Below are 18052 nucleotides of genomic sequence, written 5' to 3'. Positions count from 1 at the left end.
ATGAGAATCATTCAAAGCAAGGCGATCGCATGTTATCGATCAAAGCCGATGGCAAAGATCGCCGCCGCGCGGCGCGCTTTCTCGCCATGGATTATGGCACCTCTACCAGGCGGCCGCTGCCTCTGATCTCGGAACGCCGCAGCACCGGATGCCCGTAGAGTTCGATATTGCCGCTTCCGCTGATCGAAACATCGGCATCCGCGGCAGCGGCGACTTCCGCGTCGCCGCTGCCTTGAATTCTGATCTTCGCGGATTGAGCGGCCAGGTCCTTTAGACGCGCAGTGCCTGAACCGGATACATCGAGATCGACCGAGCGTGCGCTTCCCGTGGCCGTGACGCTGCCGCATCCGGATATCCTCAGGCGCAGGTCTGATTGATCGAGCTGCGACAGAGCGAGATCGCCGCTGCCCCGTACTCTCCAATCAGTGACGAGCGGTCCTGACAGGCTGACGTCGAATTTGGAGTTGGACCAACCCGGATTACAATCCATGCTCAGCCTTCCGCCCTCCAGTCGCACATGACTGAGCAGCGCTGGATCACCGCTCACGACGGCCTCCGCCTTTCCGCCCGGCTGATAGTGAACAGAGGCCGGGATATCGATCGTCAAGCTGCCATTGGAGCTGAAAGGCAGGATAACCTGCTGTCCGCCGGATGCCGCAGATCCGCAACTGGATTGCGTACCACCCCACCAATGCCCTGCGTTTGCCCAATCCGGCCCGGAAAGTCCGATCCCGAGGGCCAGAAAGACGAATGCACAAATCAGTCCGGTCGTCGCGATAGTCGCCAATTTCCCGTTCATTGTTCATTTCCTCCAACGATTCGCGGCCCAGCGTTCAAGCGCGGCTTTCGTCTACCTGCGCCAAGCGGAAATGCAGGCGGGCATATTGCCCAAGCATGCGGATACCCAAACTCAACCCCATCAGCAGCAAGGCCCCGCCGCCCACGAAGCAACTCACCAGCCCGGCGCCAACAAGCAGACGAGCCAGCATGCCGACGGAGGGCAAGCCGACGTGAAACAGCACGGTCGTCACGACAATCTTCAGACCGACGGCGCCAACGGCTACCAAAGCGATCGCAAGGCCGAGCGTCACGAACATCGCCGCAAACAGCAAAGGTAGCAGGAAGAAGATATCGACGACGGCAAGGCCCGCCAGCGCCACCGTAGCGGCCAAAAGATTCGACACGCTCCAGTGCGCCTCGAAACGACGCAGCCCAACATCCGCACGCAATTCCCTTGCGATCCTGGCAGGGTCGCCGAGCGCGGAGCAAACTTCCTCCTCGCTTCGGCCTGACGCCTCGGATTCGGAAAAATGGGCAGCATAGTCGGCCACGATATCATCGATCTCGTGCGGAGGCAGGCCCGCAAGCCCCAATCTCAGCGTGCGCAAAAAGGCTTCCCTGCTCATGGCAAATCCTCAAGTAGCTTGTCTACGGAGCCTGCTAACGTGCGCCAATCGCGGCGATGCGCTTCGAAAATCGAACGTCCCAACGGCGTGAGCCGATAATATTTACGCGGCGGCCCGTTGCTCGACTCGACGATGCGGGTCGCGACCAACCCGTCATTCTGCATCCTGCGCATCAGCGGGTAGATCGTTCCTTCACCCATGCCGACCGCCGCCACAAGTGTGCTCGCAATTTCATAGCCGTAGCTTTCACCCCGGGAGAGTACGGCCAGGACGCAAAGATCAAGCACGCCCTTCCGCAATTGAACTTGGATCGAGTCAGTCATGAACGCCTCAGCTTTACAGAAAGAATATAACAAGCTATCTGTTTATGCAAGATAGCTAGATGGCTTTCGCAACCGGCACATGCTGCCTTCGCGTCATCGACCTATGGACCGACGCACCTTGCCATCGCAGCCCATCGCGCAGAGCATATCTCTGGTTAAATGGAGCAGTTGCCATGATCCGCTTCAGCCTTGCCCTCGCGGCTACGCTCTTTCTTGCCGCGCCATCGGGATATGCGGCAGGTTTGAAATTCATTCGCATCTCCGGTGATACGGATAACCCGGCGATCGACGCCGCCATGTGGTCTCCTTGCACGACCTCTCCGACAGAAGTGAAGATCGGAGCTCTCGCAATACCGGCAATGCCGGATTGTCCGATTGCAGGCGAGAAGTTGCCGCTCATCATTATCTCGCACGGCTATGGCGGCTGGTATCTCGGCCATCACGATACCGCCGAAGCGCTTGCCGACGCTGGTTTCATTGTCGTGGCCATCAATCATCCGCATGCCAATCATGCCGACATGAGCAAGGCAAACGGTCTTGGCGTATTGATCGAGCGACCTGTCGACATCAAACGCACTGTCGACTTCATGCTTGATACGTCTCCCGATGCGGGAAAGATCAATCCGCAGCGGATCGGCTTCTACGGATTCTCCCAGGGCGGATATACCGGCCTCGTCGTTGCGGGAGCCAATCCGGATTTCACCAAACTGCCGCCACGCTGTTCAGATCCGAAAGCAGCAGGCTGCCCGCCAGCGGGTCGTGCTCAGCCTCCCCGGCGAGAACCACCACCGCAGTTGCTAACCCACGATCCTCGCATCGGGGCAGTCGTTGTAGCCGACCCGCTGAGCATCGTCTTCCCGACTGCAGACAGTGTGAAAGATGTCAGAGTCCCGCTTCAGCTTTGGGGCTCGAAACTTGGAGGGGGTGGTGGAGCATCTCCCGAAAATGTCGCAACGCTTGCACGCCTATTGCCGGAAAAGCCGGATTTTCGAGTCGTCCCCAATGCCGTGCATTTATCGTTTCTGACGCCTTGCCCGGAAATAAGGCCATCGTCTGATGCCTGCACCGACGCGCCGGGCTTCGATCGCGCCGCGTTTCATAAGCAATTCAACGCCGCAGTCGTTGCATTTTTCCACCAGCATCTGACGCAGCAGTAACGGCAAACATATCGGAGCGCGAAGCAGCATATCGCATGGAACTATGCGCTGACATCACGAGCGTTGAAAACCAACCGCGAATCCGCTCAGATCACGGCATGGCAAAAACGATACGCATAGCAGCGGCCCTGATGCTGCGCCTGGATGGAAAAACGCTGCTTGTGCGCAAGCGCGACACTGTTGCCTTCATGCAACCGGGAGGCAAGATCGAGCCGCAGGAAACGGCAGCGGCAGCCGTTGTCAGAGAGCTTTTCGAAGAGCTCGGCCTTACGATAGAGACAAGCGATCTGACTTTCATCGGCCGCTTCCAGGCGCCGGCCGCCAACGAGCCGGACCATACCGTCATTGCAGATATATTCCGGCTGCACGTGAGCGATGCCGAAATCGGAGCAACGGCCGAGATCGAGGAGATTCGCTGGATTTCACCACAAAATCCGCCTGATATCGTCATGGCGCCGCTTACCGAACATTACATCCTGCCATTTCATCGACAATATAGTCTATCCCCCGGCAACTAACATTCGACTGCGGCAGAGCTAAAGCACGATATGGCTTACCTCGTGGAAATCTATCGACTTTCGGTCAAACGGCGGAGACCGTGAGTTCGAAAACGCGCATGCAGGGCAAATAACAATTTGCAGATCCTAAGCCCATCATATTTACTATAACAATAACCCGGAAAAAATAATCTCCAAAATCGCTCAATCTTCCATTGAAAGCCGAAACCATATTGCATAAATAATTAAATAAGCATGGGAGGCGGGAAATGAAAACAGGAAATACTGTCGCTGGCGAAAGATTTCTTGCGCTGACGAGCAAGATCGTCTCCGCCTACGTCCTTAACAATAAGCTCGCGATGAAAGATTTGTCGAGGCTCATTGCGGAAACTTATTCCGCACTTGCAGGCTCTCAGCAATTTGTGCCGTCGGCAGCGCCGACGGAAAGATCTCAGAAACCAGCAGTCCCGATCAAGAAATCCATCACGGATCATTATCTTGTGTGCTTGGAAGACGGTGGGAAATACAAATCGCTAAAGCGGCACTTGAACAGCAAGTATGGTCTCACGCCCGAAGAATACCGAAGGAAATGGGGCTTGCCTGCGGACTATCCAATGGTGTGTGCCTCCTATGCCGCCGCAAGATCGACGCTGGCCAAGAAGGCTCTCCTTGGCCACGCCAAGGGCACGACCGAGATTCCTCCGGTGGTTGAGCCGCCCCGCCGGCAACGCAAGATCGGATAACCCCCGGCGCTTCGCCAGGCGCCGCGAGCGTGCGCTGCGTTTTTAATGAGCGATCGCTCTTGCGTGAGCAAATTCATCCCGGCTGCTGGCACATCGATAGAGCGCCCTCTGCCGGCGAACCTACATGAGATCCGTCCCGGCGCTTCCGCGCCCTCACCCATCGCCCTCCAAGCAACCAGCACTCATTTCATCATGGGGTTTCGATTGTCCTCGCATTGACGGTGATCGCGCGGCCGGCAAACCAGCCATTGATCGCAGCCCCGAGACCAAGCAGCACGAACAACACTGCGCACCAGGCAAAGCTTCCCGTCCAGCCATGAATCATGCCGACGACGAGCGGGCCGATTGCAGCGAGCAAATAACCGACGAATTGCGCCATGCCGGAGAGATGCGCCGCCACATGCGCATCAGGCGAACGCAACACGATTACGGTCAGCGCCACCGCAATGAGTCCGCCCTGACCGATGCCTTGAAGCACGGCCCAGAACCAGACCGTCCAAAGCGGAGCGAAAAGCAGGCCCAGCAAGGCGACGACGGCGATCGCGCACAGGCTGACGTTGATGGCGCGCTGATCCTTACCCTTAACGGCGATATGGGGGGCAACCAGACAGGCAGCCGCCTGCACCATAACCGAGGCAGATACGATGACACCAGCCGTCACGCCGTCGAGACCACGCTCACGCAGAATGGGCACGAGCCAGCCGAAGACGCAATAGGCGAGCGCCGATTGCAGCCCCATGAAAAGCGTTACCTGCCAGGCAATGCGGTCACGCCATAAACCGGTAACGCGAAAACCGGTACGTCGGGCCTGATTATGCGTTCCGATCACCTGCGGCAACCAGAGAAGTCCGACTGCGAAGGCAGGCAGGGCCCAGATGGCGAGCGCGCCACCCAGCGAATCGCCGAGGGCATGTTCGACGGGAAGCGTGAACCCGGCTGCACTAGCAGCTCCCGCGCATAGCGCCATCGTATAGCAGCCCGTCATGAGCGCCGCTCTATCGGGGAAATCGCGCTTGACCACGCCCGGCAAGAGTACATTGCCGATAGCAATGCAGGCGCCGGCCAACGCGGTACCCAAGAATAGCAGCGAAATCGACGAAAAGCCCCGCAGCGCCGTGCCCACAGCAAGCAGGAAAATGACACCGAGCAGAACCCGCTCGGTGCCCATGCGTTGTGCGAGCCTTGGCGCGAGCGGAGAAAACAGTCCCATGCAGACGACGGGTAGGGTCGTAAGAATGCTGGTGCCAAAGGCGGAGAGGCCAAGTCCGGTCCGTATCTCCGGCAATAGCGTCGATGCGCTGGAAAAGACCGGCCGCAGATTGAAAGCGATGAGCACAAGGCTCGCACCCAGTAGAAACCTGCCGATCGGCGATTTGCCTCCATGCGGCAGCGGTGCCGGAATTTCATCAGCCTCGGCATCGATCAACTCGACCGAGGCGGGATTTTGCGAGGGCATGGTCATGACATAAGCAACCGATCAAGAGTAGCGACGATGGGGGCCATGAAGTGGCGCACGGCTCTGTCGGCTGCTTCGGGGCTGCCGCTTTCGATGGCATCGACGATGGCGATATGCGCCTGCATATCCGGCTCGGGAATATCCTCACCGAGCGTCGCCTCGATAGTTTCGGCGATCGAGAAAGAGAAGAACTCGTAGATTTCGATCATAGCCCTGTTCTGCGAAGCTGCGACGACCGCCCTGTGAAAGGCAAGATCGCGCTCGACGAATGCGGCCTTATCGCCGCCCGTATAATTGCCGCGGGCAACCAGCAAGGCGCGCAACTGTGAAACGACGTCCGATGAGTGGCGTAGCGCGGCAAGCCGTGCGGCCTCGACCTCCAGCGCAAGCCGGGCTTCGAACTGATCCCTCAATCCAGCGCGACGCGCCATATCCAGGGGGAGACTGACATCCTTGTTAGACCGAACATAAGTCCCGGATCCCTGCCGAGTTTCGAGATAACCCTGAGACACCAGCACCCTCACCGCCTCGCGGATCGTACCGCGGCTGACCGACAGCATGGATGAAAGGGAGGCTTCGTTCGGCAGCTTTTCCCCGACCAGCCAACGTCGGGCGGTAATTTCGCTGCGGATTGCTTCAACGGCTGTATCCGCAAGCGTCGTTTTTGTCAGAGCGCGCATGGCTGAACTTTCATCAAGTCATCGGGTGACTTTATCACCTAGGCAATACTCGATGCCTCGTCAATGATTTTCATCAGACGAACGACCGCCTAGCTATGCCGCCTCACCCTTTCGAAGAAAAGCAGCAAGCCGAGCCCCAGCAAACCGGCAGCGGCTCCGATAAGCGCCGTTCCGGAATAATTGCTGACGGCCGTGCCGATCGCGAAAAGAAGGGCGCTGAGACCTGCGCTCAGAAAGATATTGACCGAGATCAGGGCGCTGCCCAAACCCGGGCGCTCGGCAATCAGATCCTGCAGGTAGGTGATCGGAATACTGATCAGGGCAGCTGCCCCGATGCCGCTGATGAGGGTCAGCGCATAGACATGCCAGGGGGCAGATGCCAATCCGAGCAGAACCAGATAAACGATATAGATGACGGTGCCGATCGCCAGCGCCATTACGTGACTCATGATCCGCTGTGCACGTCCCCACAAAACGATGAAGATGATTTCGAGAAGGGCAACGATCCCAACCAAAATGCCGATATCAGTCACGGTTCCGTGTGCCGCACCGGTGACGATAAGCGGCAGGATGGCGCCGTTGACATGCAGCGTGCTGCTGATCAGCGCGACAGCGATCAGGCGCAGGAAGACCGGTGGCGAAATGACCTCACCCAGCGCGGCAAGATAGGAAAGATGATGGGCAGCAGCCTTGTCTATGTCATCCTGGCGCGGAAGGAAAATCGCGATCAATCCGAAACAGGCGACGCAGGCGAGACCGGCGAACAGATAGGCTGGCAGCATGCTCGCTGAATTTGCAAGCAGCGCTCCGGTTATCCCAGGCACCAGCACCCAGGAAAGGGAGATCATCGCACGCACGCCGGAATTGACCGTGGCGATATCGTTGCGCTCCATTCCCCTCGTCGCAACGCGGACATTGGCAAAGAGCAGCGAGTTGAGCGAGCCGTAGATCGGCAGGAAAAACAAGGCGCTGAGCACGAAAGTCGCCTGTGCCGGAACGACATAGACGGCGCCATAACCCAGCACGCCGAAAGTGGCGACCGTCAGCATCATAACCCGATATTGGCCGAGCCTGTCGGCCAGATTTCCAAGCAGGATACTGACGACGACATTCACCGCCGCCGCGCAGAAGATCAGCGTCGAATAGAGCCCGTTACTGAGGCCGAGTTCGCGGATACCGACGACCGATTGATAGGGCGAGGTCGCTGCTCCAGCAAAACCGAAGGCAAAGATCGCAAGCATGCTCACCCGTATGGTCGGGTCGCGGAAAACGTCGGGAAGGAGACGGGTCATTGGCGGGGTCGGGTATGTTGCAAAGTAGGCCTTTATCCGAGGCGCTGGGATATCCTTCCGTCAAAGCTGATCAAGACGCAAATGATTGCATCGCGCTTGACCTTCTCAGACGCGGATTGTCCACATCATTCATCATATCAATGGTGGCAATTGGGCGTCAGCCAGGCATCGCGCGCGAATAGGCGGCCAAAATAAAGCGTTCGGCGTGGAACAGATATTTCTCCAGCGCGGCGGCGGCACTCGCCGGCGCCCCCTCCTCCAGATGCGCAAGAATGGTCGCGTTCTGGCCGACATAGGGTGCGTGCAGATATTCGGGATCACGGATCAGCCCAAAGACGAGGCGCAGCTCCAGCGAGATCTGCGCATAGAAGGCCGAAAGCCTGGGACTGTCGGCAAGCTCGACGATCGCGGCATGAAAGGCGATATCGGCGCTGCCGACCTCCAGCCATTCGCCACGCTCACGATGCTGGACGGCGGCATCGATGGCGGCACGCATCTTGTCGACGCTTGGGTGGCGATGATGTGCATTGGCGAGTGCCGAACACTCGATCAGGCGGCGAATCTGGAAGATATCCATGATCGTCGAAATGCTCGGCGTGGAAACGAAGACGCCGCGATTGGCCTCGTGGCGTAGCACGCCCTCTTTCGTCAGCAACCGGAAAACCTCGCGCAGCGTATTGCGCGAGACCTGCAACTCCTCGCAAAGAGCCGCCTCCGATAGATGGCTGCCAGGCGAGAGCGTGCCGCTGATCACGCGCTCTCGGATGCGGGCGGCGGTCAGTTCTGCAACCGTCTGCCCCGTCTCCGCGACGGTCGCCGGCTCGATGCTGGCAAGATTTGTCTGCTTCATTCGCTCTCCCGGCGCCCGCACTCAAATGTCTTCGATGCCTGCCTATATCAAGCATTTGCTGGAACGCGAGCGGCGTTGCCATGCTTGCCTGCGGCAGTCACACCGTCCCAACGGCAAGTCCGCTGGACGATTTCATGCAGGTTTGTCCCATTTTTCGTTGGCAATATGAAAATTGTTGAACAATATAGACCAGATTGTCGTTTGATGCTATCTCACGGCCTAACAAATATAATGGGAACGCAGATACAGATGTTCATGAGACGCCTGTCTTGTAGAAAAACATCGCCTGCTTTTGTCAGGCTGCAACAGGTGCCGGCATGAGCGTGCTGCGGTCCGAACTTGGTGGCGATCCCAGCGAGTGCGCCTGGATCATCGATGCAAAGAACAACGCGGCTATCATTCCGGATGCCATGAACGACCTGCCCAATACCGAGGTAAGCGCATGACCAAGGCCGCTGGCGACAACAAACCGCTTCTGTCCGCAACGGATCTGACTGTGCGGTTCGGCGAAAACCGCGTGGTCGAAGGGCTTTCATTTTCGGTCGAGCCCGGGCGAACGCTCGCAGTTGTCGGCGAATCCGGCTCCGGCAAATCGGTGACCTCGCTTTCGGTCATGCGCCTTGCCGATATGATGGGCGCGCACTTCGAGACCGGCAGCATCCTCTTCAACGGCAAGGACCTGCTGAAGCTCTCGCAGAAGGATATGCGCGCAGTTCGCGGCAAGGAGATCGCCATGATCTTCCAGGAGCCGATGACCTCACTCAATCCCGTCTTCACCATCGGTGACCAGATCTGCGAAGTCCTTCTTCTTCATGAGAAACGCGGCAAATCCGCCGCAATGGCGGAAGCCCGTCGCCTTCTGGAGATGGTACGCCTGCCGGATGCGCAGGCTCTCTTGAACCGCTATCCGCATCAGCTTTCCGGCGGCATGCGCCAGCGCGTCATGATCGCCATGGCGCTTGCCTGCCGTCCGAAGCTGTTGATTGCCGATGAGCCGACGACGGCGCTCGACGTGACCATCCAGGCGCAGATTCTCAACATCATGCGGGACCTGCAGAAGGATCTCGGCATGGGTATGATCTTCATCACCCACGACATGGGCGTGGTTGCCGAGATGGCTGACGATGTCGTGGTCATGTGGAAGGGCAAGAAGGTCGAAGAGGGTCCGGTTCGCGAAATATTCGCCAATCCGAAACACCCTTATACGAAGGCACTTCTCGCCGCAGTGCCAAGGCTTGGCAGCATGACCGGTCAGGATTTTCCGAAACGCATACCGCTGACCGTCCTCGACGGCGGTGAGCCGAAGGTCGTCGGCGAGGAGCGGGTGCAGAATACCGCCCGCTACGACCAGCCGCCGCTCCTGTCCGTACGCGATCTCTTCGTGCGCTTCGATATTAAGAAGAACATATTCGGTCAGGTCACGCATCGCTGCAGTGCCGTCCAGAAGGTCGCTTTCGACATACATCCCGGCGAGACGCTGGCCCTCGTCGGCGAATCCGGCTCCGGCAAGTCAACGATCGGCCGCACCATCCAGCAATTGCAGAAGGCGCGCTCCGGCGAAATCACCTTCAACGGCAAGAGCTTTGCCGCCATGTCGGCGCTGGAGCGTTTCCGCCTGCGCCGCGACGTGCAGTATATCTTCCAGGACCCCTTCGCTTCGCTCGACCCGCGCAAGACTGTGGGATTCTCGATTGCAGAACCGATCAACACGCATGGCATCACCACCGGATCGAAGGCGGTTCGCCGCCGGGTGGACGAGCTACTGGAACGCGTCGGGCTGACGTCAGCCCATGCCGATCGCTATCCGCACGAGTTTTCCGGCGGCCAGCGCCAGCGCGTCTGCATTGCCCGCGCCCTTGCCTCCGATCCGAAGCTCATCATTGCCGATGAGGCGCTTTCCGCTCTCGACGTGTCGATCCAGGCCCAGATCATCAATCTCTTGATGGATCTCCAGGCCGAACGGGGGCTCGCCTATCTGTTCATCAGCCATGACATGGCGGTGGTCGAAAAGATCAGCCATCGCGTCGCCGTCCTCTATCTCGGCCAGATCATGGAGATCGGCAGCCGGCGGCAGGTCTTTGAAACGCCGATGCACCCCTATACGCAGCGCCTGATCTCGGCCGTGCCGATCGCCGATCCGACGCAGGACCGCAGAACCGCGCTTATCGAGGGCGAGATCCCCAATCCCGTCCGCCGCGTCGGCGACGAGCCGCCGATCCTGGCTCACGAAGAAATCACCTCAGGCCACTTCATCGCCAAGAGCGCCTGAACGACCGCCAACCATCGCATCGATCTGAAGAGGAAACAGGTTCAATGAAAAGAATGAAATGGGGATTGAAGACCGCTCTGACCGCACTCGTCATGTCGAGCGTCGCCATCACCGCCGCTCCCGCTTTCGCGGCCGGCAAGCTGACGGTGTCGTCGTCGCAGGATCCCGGCAGCTGGGATCCGATCGACACCTTCCTGGTGGCATGGGCCGCTGTTTCGACCAACATCTTCGACGGCCTCACCTATCGTGGCCCCGATCTCAAGCTGGTACCGGGCCTTGCCGAATCCTGGGAAGAACTGGATCAAGGCAAGCGCATCCGCTTCAAGCTGCGTCACAACGTGAAATTCCATGACGGCGAGCCCTTCAATGCCGAAGCGGTGAAGTTTACCTTCGACCGCCTGCTCGGCGAACAGGGCGCGAAGGGACCGCAGCGTTCGAACTACACGGCGATCGAAAGCGTCGACATCATCGACGACTACACGGTCGATATGAAGCTGAAGACGCCCGATCCAGTGCTTTTGACGAAGCTTGCCGGCTATGGCGCGATGATCGTTCCGCCGAAATACATCAAGGAAAAAGGCGAGGACTATTTCAACCTCAACCCGGTCGGGACCGGCGCCTTCAGGTTCGTTTCCTATACCCCTAAGGTGAACATCAAGCTCGAAGCCAATCCGGATTACTGGGGCGGCGCGCCAAAGATTTCCGAGCTTGAATACCGCTTCATCAGCGAGCCGGCGACAGCCGTTGCCGAGCTTCAAGCCGGCCGCGTCGATATCGTCATCCCGCCGACCATCCCGATCGGCATGCTGCCGGTCATTCAGGGCGATTCCAAGCTCGAGATCGCCAGCGTTCCCGGCCCGACGGTCGATGCACTGCGCTTCAACACTCGCGACGGCATCACCGCCGATCCGCGCGTGCGCAAGGCGATCATCATGGCCGTTGACCGTGACACGATCGTCAAGTCGATCCTAGCTGGCCAGGGCACAGAAATCGTCAGCTTCCAGAACTCTCTGTCCTTCGGCTACGATGCCGATCTGAAGCCACTTCCCTATGATCCGGCAGGCGCCAAGAAGCTGCTTGCCGAAGCCGGCGTGAAGCCGGGCGCGGCATTGCAGATCGACATTCGGGGCAACGACGCGACGATGAACGAGGTGGCGCAGGTCGTCGCAAGCTATCTGCAGATGGTCGGCCTCACCGCAACCATCAAGCCGTATGAAACAAACGTTCTGCTGAACGACATCATTCCGCAGGGCAAGACCGGCGCGATGTTCCAGCAGAAATGGGGCGGCTGGACCTTCGACTACGACAACACCGCTTATTCGATGTACCACTCCGGCGAAAAGTGGAACCCTTATGAGAAGGATGCCGCTCTCGACAAGCTCCTGGAATCGCAGCGCCCGCTCACCGATCGCGCCGAGCGCGAAAAGGTGCTCAAGGACATCGGCAAATATGTCGCCGACAAGACGCTCGAACTGCCGCTCTACAACAGCAATGCGATCTACGGCGTCAGCAAGCGGGTCAAGGGCTTCGTGCCCGCTCCCGATACGCGCATCAAGCTGAACGAAGTCACCGTCGATTAATCATCCAGCAAGACGCCGCCGGCCCGCCCGGCGGCGTCATCCGAAAGCTCTCGGGGTAAGAACGTGGCCGGTTTTCTCATCAAGCGATTACTGCAGGCGATTTTCGTCGTGATCGCCATCACCCTTCTCGTCTCATTCGCCATCCGACTGACGGGCGACCCTGCCGTGATGATGTTTCAGGGCGGCGGCAGCATGACGGAAGAGGATCTTGCGCGTATCCGTACGGCCCTCGGCACGGACCAGCCCTTCCTCGTGCAGTATTTCACCTTCCTGAAGGGACTGCTGACGCTCAATTTCGGCCGCAGCTTCACCGGCGGTACGCCGGTCTCTCAACTGATCGCCAATGCCTTGCCCGCCACGCTGCTGCTTGCTTTCATTTCCATGGTGGTCTCGATTGCGCTCTCCATCCCGCTCGGTATCAAGGCGGCGATGGCACGTGGAAAGACGGCAGACCAGATCATTCGCGTTCTCTCGCTGCTCGGCCTTTCCTTCCCAAATTTCTGGCTGGCGCTGATGATGGTGCTGTTGTTTTCCGTCACGCTCGGCTGGCTGCCGCCGAGCGGCATGGTCGGGATTTCGAGCTATGTCATGCCGGCGGTGACGATGGGCGTGATCCTGACGGCGACGAACGTCCGCCTGGTGCGCACCGCCATGCTGGAAACGCTGCAATCGCAATATATCATGGTCGCGCGCGCCAAGGGCCTCAGCGAGAGCAAGGTGCTCTACAAGCACGCCCTGCGCAATTGCGCCATCCCGCTCATTACCTATTTCGGCATCCAGTTCGGCGGCCTGCTCGGCGGCATCGTCGTCATCGAGCGTGTCTTCAACTGGCCCGGCCTCGGCACACTGGCATTCGACGCCGTCGGCGCCCGCGACTATCCGGTCTTGCAGGGCGTGATCACCGTGCTGGCGCTGTTCATCGTCGGTGTCAACCTTCTCGTCGACATCGCCTATGGCCTCGTCGATCCCCGCATTCGCACGGAGTAATGCTGATGGCTGCCACGATTTCACGCCGTTCGCGTTTCTACAGCTTCGAATTCATCGCTGGAGCCCTGATCACCGTCATCATCTGCCTTGCCGTGCTTCTCTCCGATGTGCTCTTTCCCGGCGGCGCCGAAAAAATCGATCTAATGGCAAGGCTTGCAAAACCCTTCGCCAGCCTCGCCCATCCCTTCGGCACCGATCCGCTCGGGCGCGATGTGCTGGCCCGCGTCGTCGCAGGTGGCAAGATATCGCTGAGTGTCGGCCTCACCTCCGTGATCGGCGGCGTGGTGCTCGGCGTGCTGGTGGGGCTTGCCGCGGGTTACTATCGCGGTATCTGGGACATGCTGCTGATGCGCTTTGCCGATATCCAGCTCGCCATGCCCTTCATTCTCCTGGCCATTACCTTCATCGCCATCGTCGGCGGCAGTCTCACCAATACGATCATCCTGCTGATCGTCTCGCAATGGGTGCAATATGCACGTCTCGTGCGCGGCTCGGTGCTGAGCCTGCGCGAGCGCGAATTCATCCTCTCGGCACGCGCGATCGGCGTCAAAGACTGGCGCATTATCTTCCAGCATCTGCTGCCGAACCTTCTGGGACCGGTGATCGTGCTGATGACGCTGAACATTGCCAACAACATCCTTCTGGAAAGCAGCCTTACCTTCCTTGGCATGGGTGTCGACCCGACAATTCCGAGCTGGGGCGGCATGCTGGCCGATGGCCGCACCTATCTGCAGACGGCGTGGTGGGTGAGCCTCTTCCCTGGCCTTGCAATCCTTTTGACCGTGCTCGGTCTCAATCTGCTCGGCGACTGGCTGCGCGATAGCCTCGATCCGACTGGCAGAACGACAAGGTAGAATATCATGGCTATGATTTTCGAGAGACGTTTTGAGCGCACACTGTCGCGCCTTGTTGCCGATGCCAAGCCTGGCCAGAACTTCGAAGCCTGGACCTTCGATGACATAGAAAGCCGCCAGCAGGCAGAGCGCGAACTCTGGGAAAAAGGCGTACAGGCCCGCATCCGCAGCGCTTACAAGCCGCTGGTCAATGCCTTTATCGAGGAAATCGACCTGCATGATGTGAATGCGATCGAGATCCGCTATCCGGTTCATCCCAACGCACCGGATAATCGCTTTCGCCTTGAAGCATATCCGCTCGCTGCAATGATGGGAAATCGCGAGATCACCTTTGTCGCAAGAGCCGATAGCGACTTTCATTATGACGTTCTGCTGAAAGGCAATGCCGGCCAGGAACGCCGATTGCAGGTGCTCGCGCCCAATCGCGTCCATATTGATGCCGCCGGTGAAACGAGCGTTTCCCCGACCGGCTGGCTCATGAGGAACGGCAATGCGGCGGGCGACCGGCTCGCCACGGACTATGAGCAGCTCTTCGAGGAGACCATCAACGCGGTCACGCACTTCGACTGGGGCGCAAGCGAACCCTATTTCGAGGAACTGAACATTCGCGTTGCCCTGCCGGCGTTGGATGAGACCCTGCCTGTCGGCGACGAAGTCATGAGCCTTCGCGAGGCGCTGCACGAGGACTTCTATTTCTCGCTGCTCGAATTCTTCCAGAAGAAATCCGGACGGCCGCTCGGTGACCGCGGCTTGAAGCCGGGGCAGATCGTTCCGCAGATTCTGCCCTCCTCCGGCGATATTTTCGTCCGAGTGGAAACGCAGCCGCTGACGTCTCGCTATTGGGATGGAGCCGAACAGCAGATCGAGACCGCAACGGAACCTGTGGCCGTGCAGCAGATCGAGGCCGAACTCAAAGAGATTGGCGGCGAAGCATTTGAGGCCCTTACTCGCTCCGGCCGCACCGTCAAAGCCCGCTATATCAAGGGCCGCGATGCAGCCGTGATGATCAGCGGCGGACAGCACGCCAACGAGACGACCGGTGGCGCGGGAGCTCTGCGTGCGGCCCGTCGGCTTGCCGAGATCGAAGGCGCGCATTTCACCATCTCGCCGCTCGAAAATCCCGACGGCTACGCTCTACATCAGCGTCTGCGCCTGGACAGCCCGCGCCACATGTATCATGCCGCCCGCTATACCGCGCTCGGCGACGATCTCGAATATCGGACCGAAGAGACCGCCGGTCCCTACCTCTTTGAAAAGAAAATCCGCTTCCAGGCGGAAAGGCTGAGCGGAGCGCGGCTGCACGTCAATCTCCACGGCTACCCGGCCCATGAATGGACGCGCCCGCTCTCCGGCTATGTCCCGCGCAATTTCGCCATGTGGACACTGCCCAAGGGCTTTTTCCTGATTGCTCGCTATCATTCCGGCTGGGCCGCTCAGGCGGAGCAGCTTCTCGATAAGGTCACCCGGCACCTCGGCGCCATACCGGGTCTGCTGGACTACAACGACCGCCAGATCGCACTCTATGAAATACATGCCGGCGAAACAGGCTTCCGCATCATCAACGGCTTCCCCTGCCTCGCCAATATCGACGATCGCCATACGGTGCCTATGACCTTGATAACCGAATATCCGGACGAGACCATTTATGGCGACGCATTCATCGCCGGTCATACCGCGCAGATGGAAACAGTGCTTTCCGCCTATAGCGCCTGGCAGGAAATCATGGCTTCGAGCTAGGCCGTACGCGTCGAACCGAGCATATCGAGAAGGGCGGTCATAGCGCTCGTCGTATAGGCGTCCGTTCGGCGTACGAAGAGCGTATCCACCAGCGACCGCTCCGGCGGAAGCGCATGGATTGCGACCCTGCCCTCCCGGGCGGCGGCAGCGACGACGCCTCTCGGCAGAAGAGTGATGCCGACGCCGGCCGACACGCAGCTTATGATCGTGTCGAGAGAACCGAATTCCAGCGGCTTCGAGGTGACGATCCCCATCTCGGCAAGAAGCGACTCCAGCCGCTGGCGGTAAGAGCATCCGATCTGGAAGACAATAGTCTTCAGATCGACAATGCCGGCCAGATCTTTCATTCCACGAATGGCAGGCGTTGTAACGAGGACAAGCTCCTCTTGAAAGATCACCTCGTGATCGAGATCGGGGTGGTTGACGGGACCCGCCACGAAGGCGCCCTCGACCCGGCATGAAACGACATCGTCGATCAGCCGGCGGGTCGTACCTGTTGTCACCACAAGACGTACCTGTGGATAGGTCTTGGCGAACCGGCCCAAGAGCGGCGACAATCGCAGCGCCGTGGTTGTTTCCAGGCTGCCGATTGAAAGCGTCCCGCCCGGCTCGCCATCATCTTTGGCGGCGGTGCGGGCATCGGCCAGAAGCTTGGTGATGCGACCGACAAATGGCAGAATTCGTTGTCCCGCCGGTGTGGTCGACACGCCCCTTGCATGCCGCTGGAACAGGCTGACACCCAGCTCTTCTTCCAATGCCCGGATCCGCGCCGTCACATTCGATTGAACAGTGTGCAGCTCCTGCGCCGCCCGGTTCATGCTGCCATGCCGCGATACCGCTTCGAATACCCTGAGATCGGATACGTCCATCTTCGTCTTATCTCCAATAGAGATAGCTGTTCTCATAATAATTCATTTTTTATGATATAACGCATCGCGTATTCTCTCAAGCATAGATAGCTGAGAGAGTTCCCATGACCGACACTGCCGCGCATGAAACCGACCGGAACCATCAGAATGCCCGAATGGCATGGCGTGCCATCCTGTCGGCATTCTGCGCTTGCCTGATCGGCATCGGCCTTGCTCGTTTCGCCTATACACCGCTTCTGCCTGCCATCGTCGATGCGCATTGGTTCGAAGCCTCGGCGGCTGCCTATCTCGGTGCCGCGAATCTTTCCGGTTATCTGGTCGGCGCATTGCTCGGGCGGACGATCGCCGCACGTGCTTCCACCGTCCTGACACTCAGGATCATGATGCTTGCCGCAACGGCAGCCTTCTTTGCCTGCGCCTTTCCCGTCAGCTTTTCATGGTTCTTTGCGTGGCGTTTTGCAGCCGGCTTTGCCGGTGGCGCCCTGATGGTTCTGGCAGCGCCGACCGTCCTGCCGCTGATCGCACCATCTCGCCGAGGGCTTGCCAGCGGTATAATCTTTATGGGCATCGGCGCTGGCGTCGCACTATCGGGCACATTGGTTCCCCTGCTGCTGCAACAGGGGCTGCGCGAGACATGGCTCGGCCTCGGCGCCCTATCGCTGCTGCTCGCGATCATTGCCTGGGCCGGATGGCCGCACGATGTGGCCGGCCACACCGCCACAAGCCATAATGCCATGCATGTCCCGAAACGCTGGACGCTGCGTGCGCTCTACATCGAATATGCGCTGAATGCCGCCGGCTGGGTTCCGCACATGATCTTCCTCGTGGATTTCGTTGCCCGCGGATTGGGACAGGGCTTGCAGGTCGGCGCGGAATACTGGGTGCTGTTTGGCCTCGGCGCCACCATCGGCCCGATCCTTGCCGGCCATCTGGCTGATCGCACCGGTTTTGCCGGAGCGCTGCGATTTGCCTTTTTTCTCGAGGCTTTCGCAGTCGCCATTCCCGCCTCTGGCCTCGGGCAGGCGTGGCTCATCGCCTCGAGCCTGATCGTCGGCGCCTTCGTAACCGGCACGGTTCCCTTGATGCTCGGCAGGATCGCAGAGCTGCTGCCACACCATCCGGCGCAACAGAAAGTCGCGTGGAGCCTGGCAACCGTATTCTTCGCCCTGTTTCAGGCGGCAGCGGCTTATGGACTTTCCTTCGTCTTCGCCCAAACCGGTGGAAACTACGGCGTGCTCTTCTTGATCGGAGCCAGCGCAATGATTCTCGCTCTGGCGATCGACCTCTCCGTCGCAGTGTTTATCCGCACTCCGCGGGAACACGCCCAGGATCATGATTCATAACAGCAGGAG

At 59.3% G+C, this 18052-nt stretch carries 18 protein-coding genes; 10 read left to right on the top strand and 8 right to left on the bottom strand.

Going from position 1 to position 18052, the window contains the following annotated elements:
* Positions 1-91 precede the first annotated feature (91 nt).
* Genes FHX05_RS17315 through FHX05_RS17305 form a run of 3 tightly spaced genes read right to left on the bottom strand, consistent with a single transcriptional unit; the run spans position 92 to position 1729 of the window.
* Positions 92-799 (bottom strand): DUF2807 domain-containing protein, encoded by a 708-nt coding sequence (locus FHX05_RS17315; RefSeq protein ID WP_183873248.1) that lies wholly within the window; start codon positions 797-799, stop codon positions 92-94.
* Between the two features lie 34 nt (positions 800-833).
* Positions 834-1406 (bottom strand): DUF1700 domain-containing protein, encoded by a 573-nt coding sequence (locus FHX05_RS17310; protein WP_112603968.1) that lies wholly within the window; start codon positions 1404-1406, stop codon positions 834-836.
* Positions 1403-1729 carry a PadR family transcriptional regulator gene (locus FHX05_RS17305; protein ID WP_112337348.1) on the bottom strand — a complete coding sequence of 109 codons (327 nt, stop codon included), beginning with the start codon at positions 1727-1729 and terminating at the stop codon, positions 1403-1405. The genes FHX05_RS17310 and FHX05_RS17305 overlap by 4 nt, the downstream gene beginning before the upstream one ends.
* Before the next feature lie 173 nt (positions 1730-1902).
* Here FHX05_RS17305 and FHX05_RS17300 point away from each other — a divergent pair, with 173 nt between their 5' ends.
* The 3 genes from FHX05_RS17300 to FHX05_RS17290 all read left to right on the top strand — a co-directional run bounded on the left by FHX05_RS17300 (position 1903) and on the right by FHX05_RS17290 (position 4126).
* Positions 1903-2886: a dienelactone hydrolase gene (locus tag FHX05_RS17300; RefSeq protein ID WP_183873246.1), complete on the top strand. Its 984-nt coding sequence runs from the start codon at positions 1903-1905 to the stop codon at positions 2884-2886.
* A 98-nt stretch (positions 2887-2984) separates the two neighbouring features.
* Positions 2985-3404, top strand: a complete 420-nt coding sequence (locus tag FHX05_RS17295) for an NUDIX domain-containing protein (RefSeq protein WP_183873244.1) — start codon at positions 2985-2987, stop codon at positions 3402-3404.
* Positions 3405-3652: 248 nt separating this feature from the next.
* Positions 3653-4126 carry a MucR family transcriptional regulator gene (locus FHX05_RS17290; RefSeq protein ID WP_183714116.1) on the top strand — a complete coding sequence of 158 codons (474 nt, stop codon included), beginning with the start codon at positions 3653-3655 and terminating at the stop codon, positions 4124-4126.
* A 190-nt stretch (positions 4127-4316) separates the two neighbouring features.
* Here FHX05_RS17290 and FHX05_RS17285 read toward each other — a convergent pair whose 3' ends face one another.
* From FHX05_RS17285 to FHX05_RS17270, 4 genes are all read right to left on the bottom strand, one after another.
* The gene (locus FHX05_RS17285; protein ID WP_183873242.1) at positions 4317-5588 is read right to left on the bottom strand and encodes an MFS transporter; all 1272 of its coding nucleotides are present in this window, start codon (positions 5586-5588) and stop codon (positions 4317-4319) included.
* Positions 5585-6262, bottom strand: coding sequence for a FadR/GntR family transcriptional regulator (locus FHX05_RS17280; RefSeq protein ID WP_183873240.1), 678 nt, complete (start codon positions 6260-6262; stop codon positions 5585-5587). Before FHX05_RS17280 ends, FHX05_RS17285 begins: the two co-directional genes overlap by 4 nt.
* 89 nt (positions 6263-6351) lie before the next feature.
* Positions 6352-7554 (bottom strand): MFS transporter, encoded by a 1203-nt coding sequence (locus FHX05_RS17275; protein ID WP_183873238.1) that lies wholly within the window; start codon positions 7552-7554, stop codon positions 6352-6354.
* A gap of 157 nt (positions 7555-7711) precedes the next feature.
* A complete protein-coding gene (locus FHX05_RS17270; protein WP_112603979.1) occupies positions 7712-8404 on the bottom strand; it encodes a GntR family transcriptional regulator in 693 nt (230 codons plus the stop codon).
* A gap of 317 nt (positions 8405-8721) precedes the next feature.
* Between FHX05_RS17270 and FHX05_RS30775 the strand changes: the two genes are divergently transcribed.
* The 6 genes from FHX05_RS30775 (at position 8722) to FHX05_RS17245 (ending at position 15831) form a co-directional block, all read left to right on the top strand.
* A complete protein-coding gene (locus FHX05_RS30775; RefSeq protein WP_281411863.1) occupies positions 8722-8850 on the top strand; it encodes a hypothetical protein in 129 nt (42 codons plus the stop codon).
* The gene (locus tag FHX05_RS17265) at positions 8847-10673 is read left to right on the top strand and encodes an ABC transporter ATP-binding protein (protein ID WP_183873236.1); all 1827 of its coding nucleotides are present in this window, start codon (positions 8847-8849) and stop codon (positions 10671-10673) included. The genes FHX05_RS30775 and FHX05_RS17265 overlap by 4 nt, the downstream gene beginning before the upstream one ends.
* A 44-nt stretch (positions 10674-10717) precedes the next feature.
* Positions 10718-12253, top strand: a complete 1536-nt coding sequence (locus FHX05_RS17260) for an ABC transporter substrate-binding protein (protein ID WP_183873234.1) — start codon at positions 10718-10720, stop codon at positions 12251-12253.
* 63 nt (positions 12254-12316) lie between these two features.
* Complete coding sequence (locus tag FHX05_RS17255; RefSeq protein WP_183873232.1) at positions 12317-13240, top strand: ABC transporter permease; 924 nt, start codon at positions 12317-12319, stop codon at positions 13238-13240.
* Positions 13241-13245: 5 nt separating this feature from the next.
* Positions 13246-14094, top strand: coding sequence for an ABC transporter permease (locus tag FHX05_RS17250; RefSeq protein WP_183714134.1), 849 nt, complete (start codon positions 13246-13248; stop codon positions 14092-14094).
* 6 nt (positions 14095-14100) lie between these two features.
* A complete protein-coding gene (locus FHX05_RS17245; RefSeq protein WP_183873230.1) occupies positions 14101-15831 on the top strand; it encodes a M14 family metallopeptidase in 1731 nt (576 codons plus the stop codon).
* Here the strand turns inward: FHX05_RS17245 and FHX05_RS17240 are convergent.
* Positions 15828-16700: a LysR family transcriptional regulator gene (locus tag FHX05_RS17240; protein ID WP_183873228.1), complete on the bottom strand. Its 873-nt coding sequence runs from the start codon at positions 16698-16700 to the stop codon at positions 15828-15830. The genes FHX05_RS17245 and FHX05_RS17240 overlap by 4 nt on opposite strands.
* A gap of 104 nt (positions 16701-16804) precedes the next feature.
* Here FHX05_RS17240 and FHX05_RS17235 point away from each other — a divergent pair, with 104 nt between their 5' ends.
* Positions 16805-18043: a YbfB/YjiJ family MFS transporter gene (locus tag FHX05_RS17235; RefSeq protein ID WP_183873226.1), complete on the top strand. Its 1239-nt coding sequence runs from the start codon at positions 16805-16807 to the stop codon at positions 18041-18043.
* Positions 18044-18052 lie beyond the last annotated feature (9 nt).

The sequence above is a fragment of the Rhizobium sp. BK491 genome (assembly GCF_014194925.1).
GTDB lineage: Bacteria > Pseudomonadota > Alphaproteobacteria > Rhizobiales > Rhizobiaceae > Rhizobium.
Note: the sequence above shows the minus strand (reverse complement) of the source record. Positions and strands in the feature narration are given on the sequence as shown.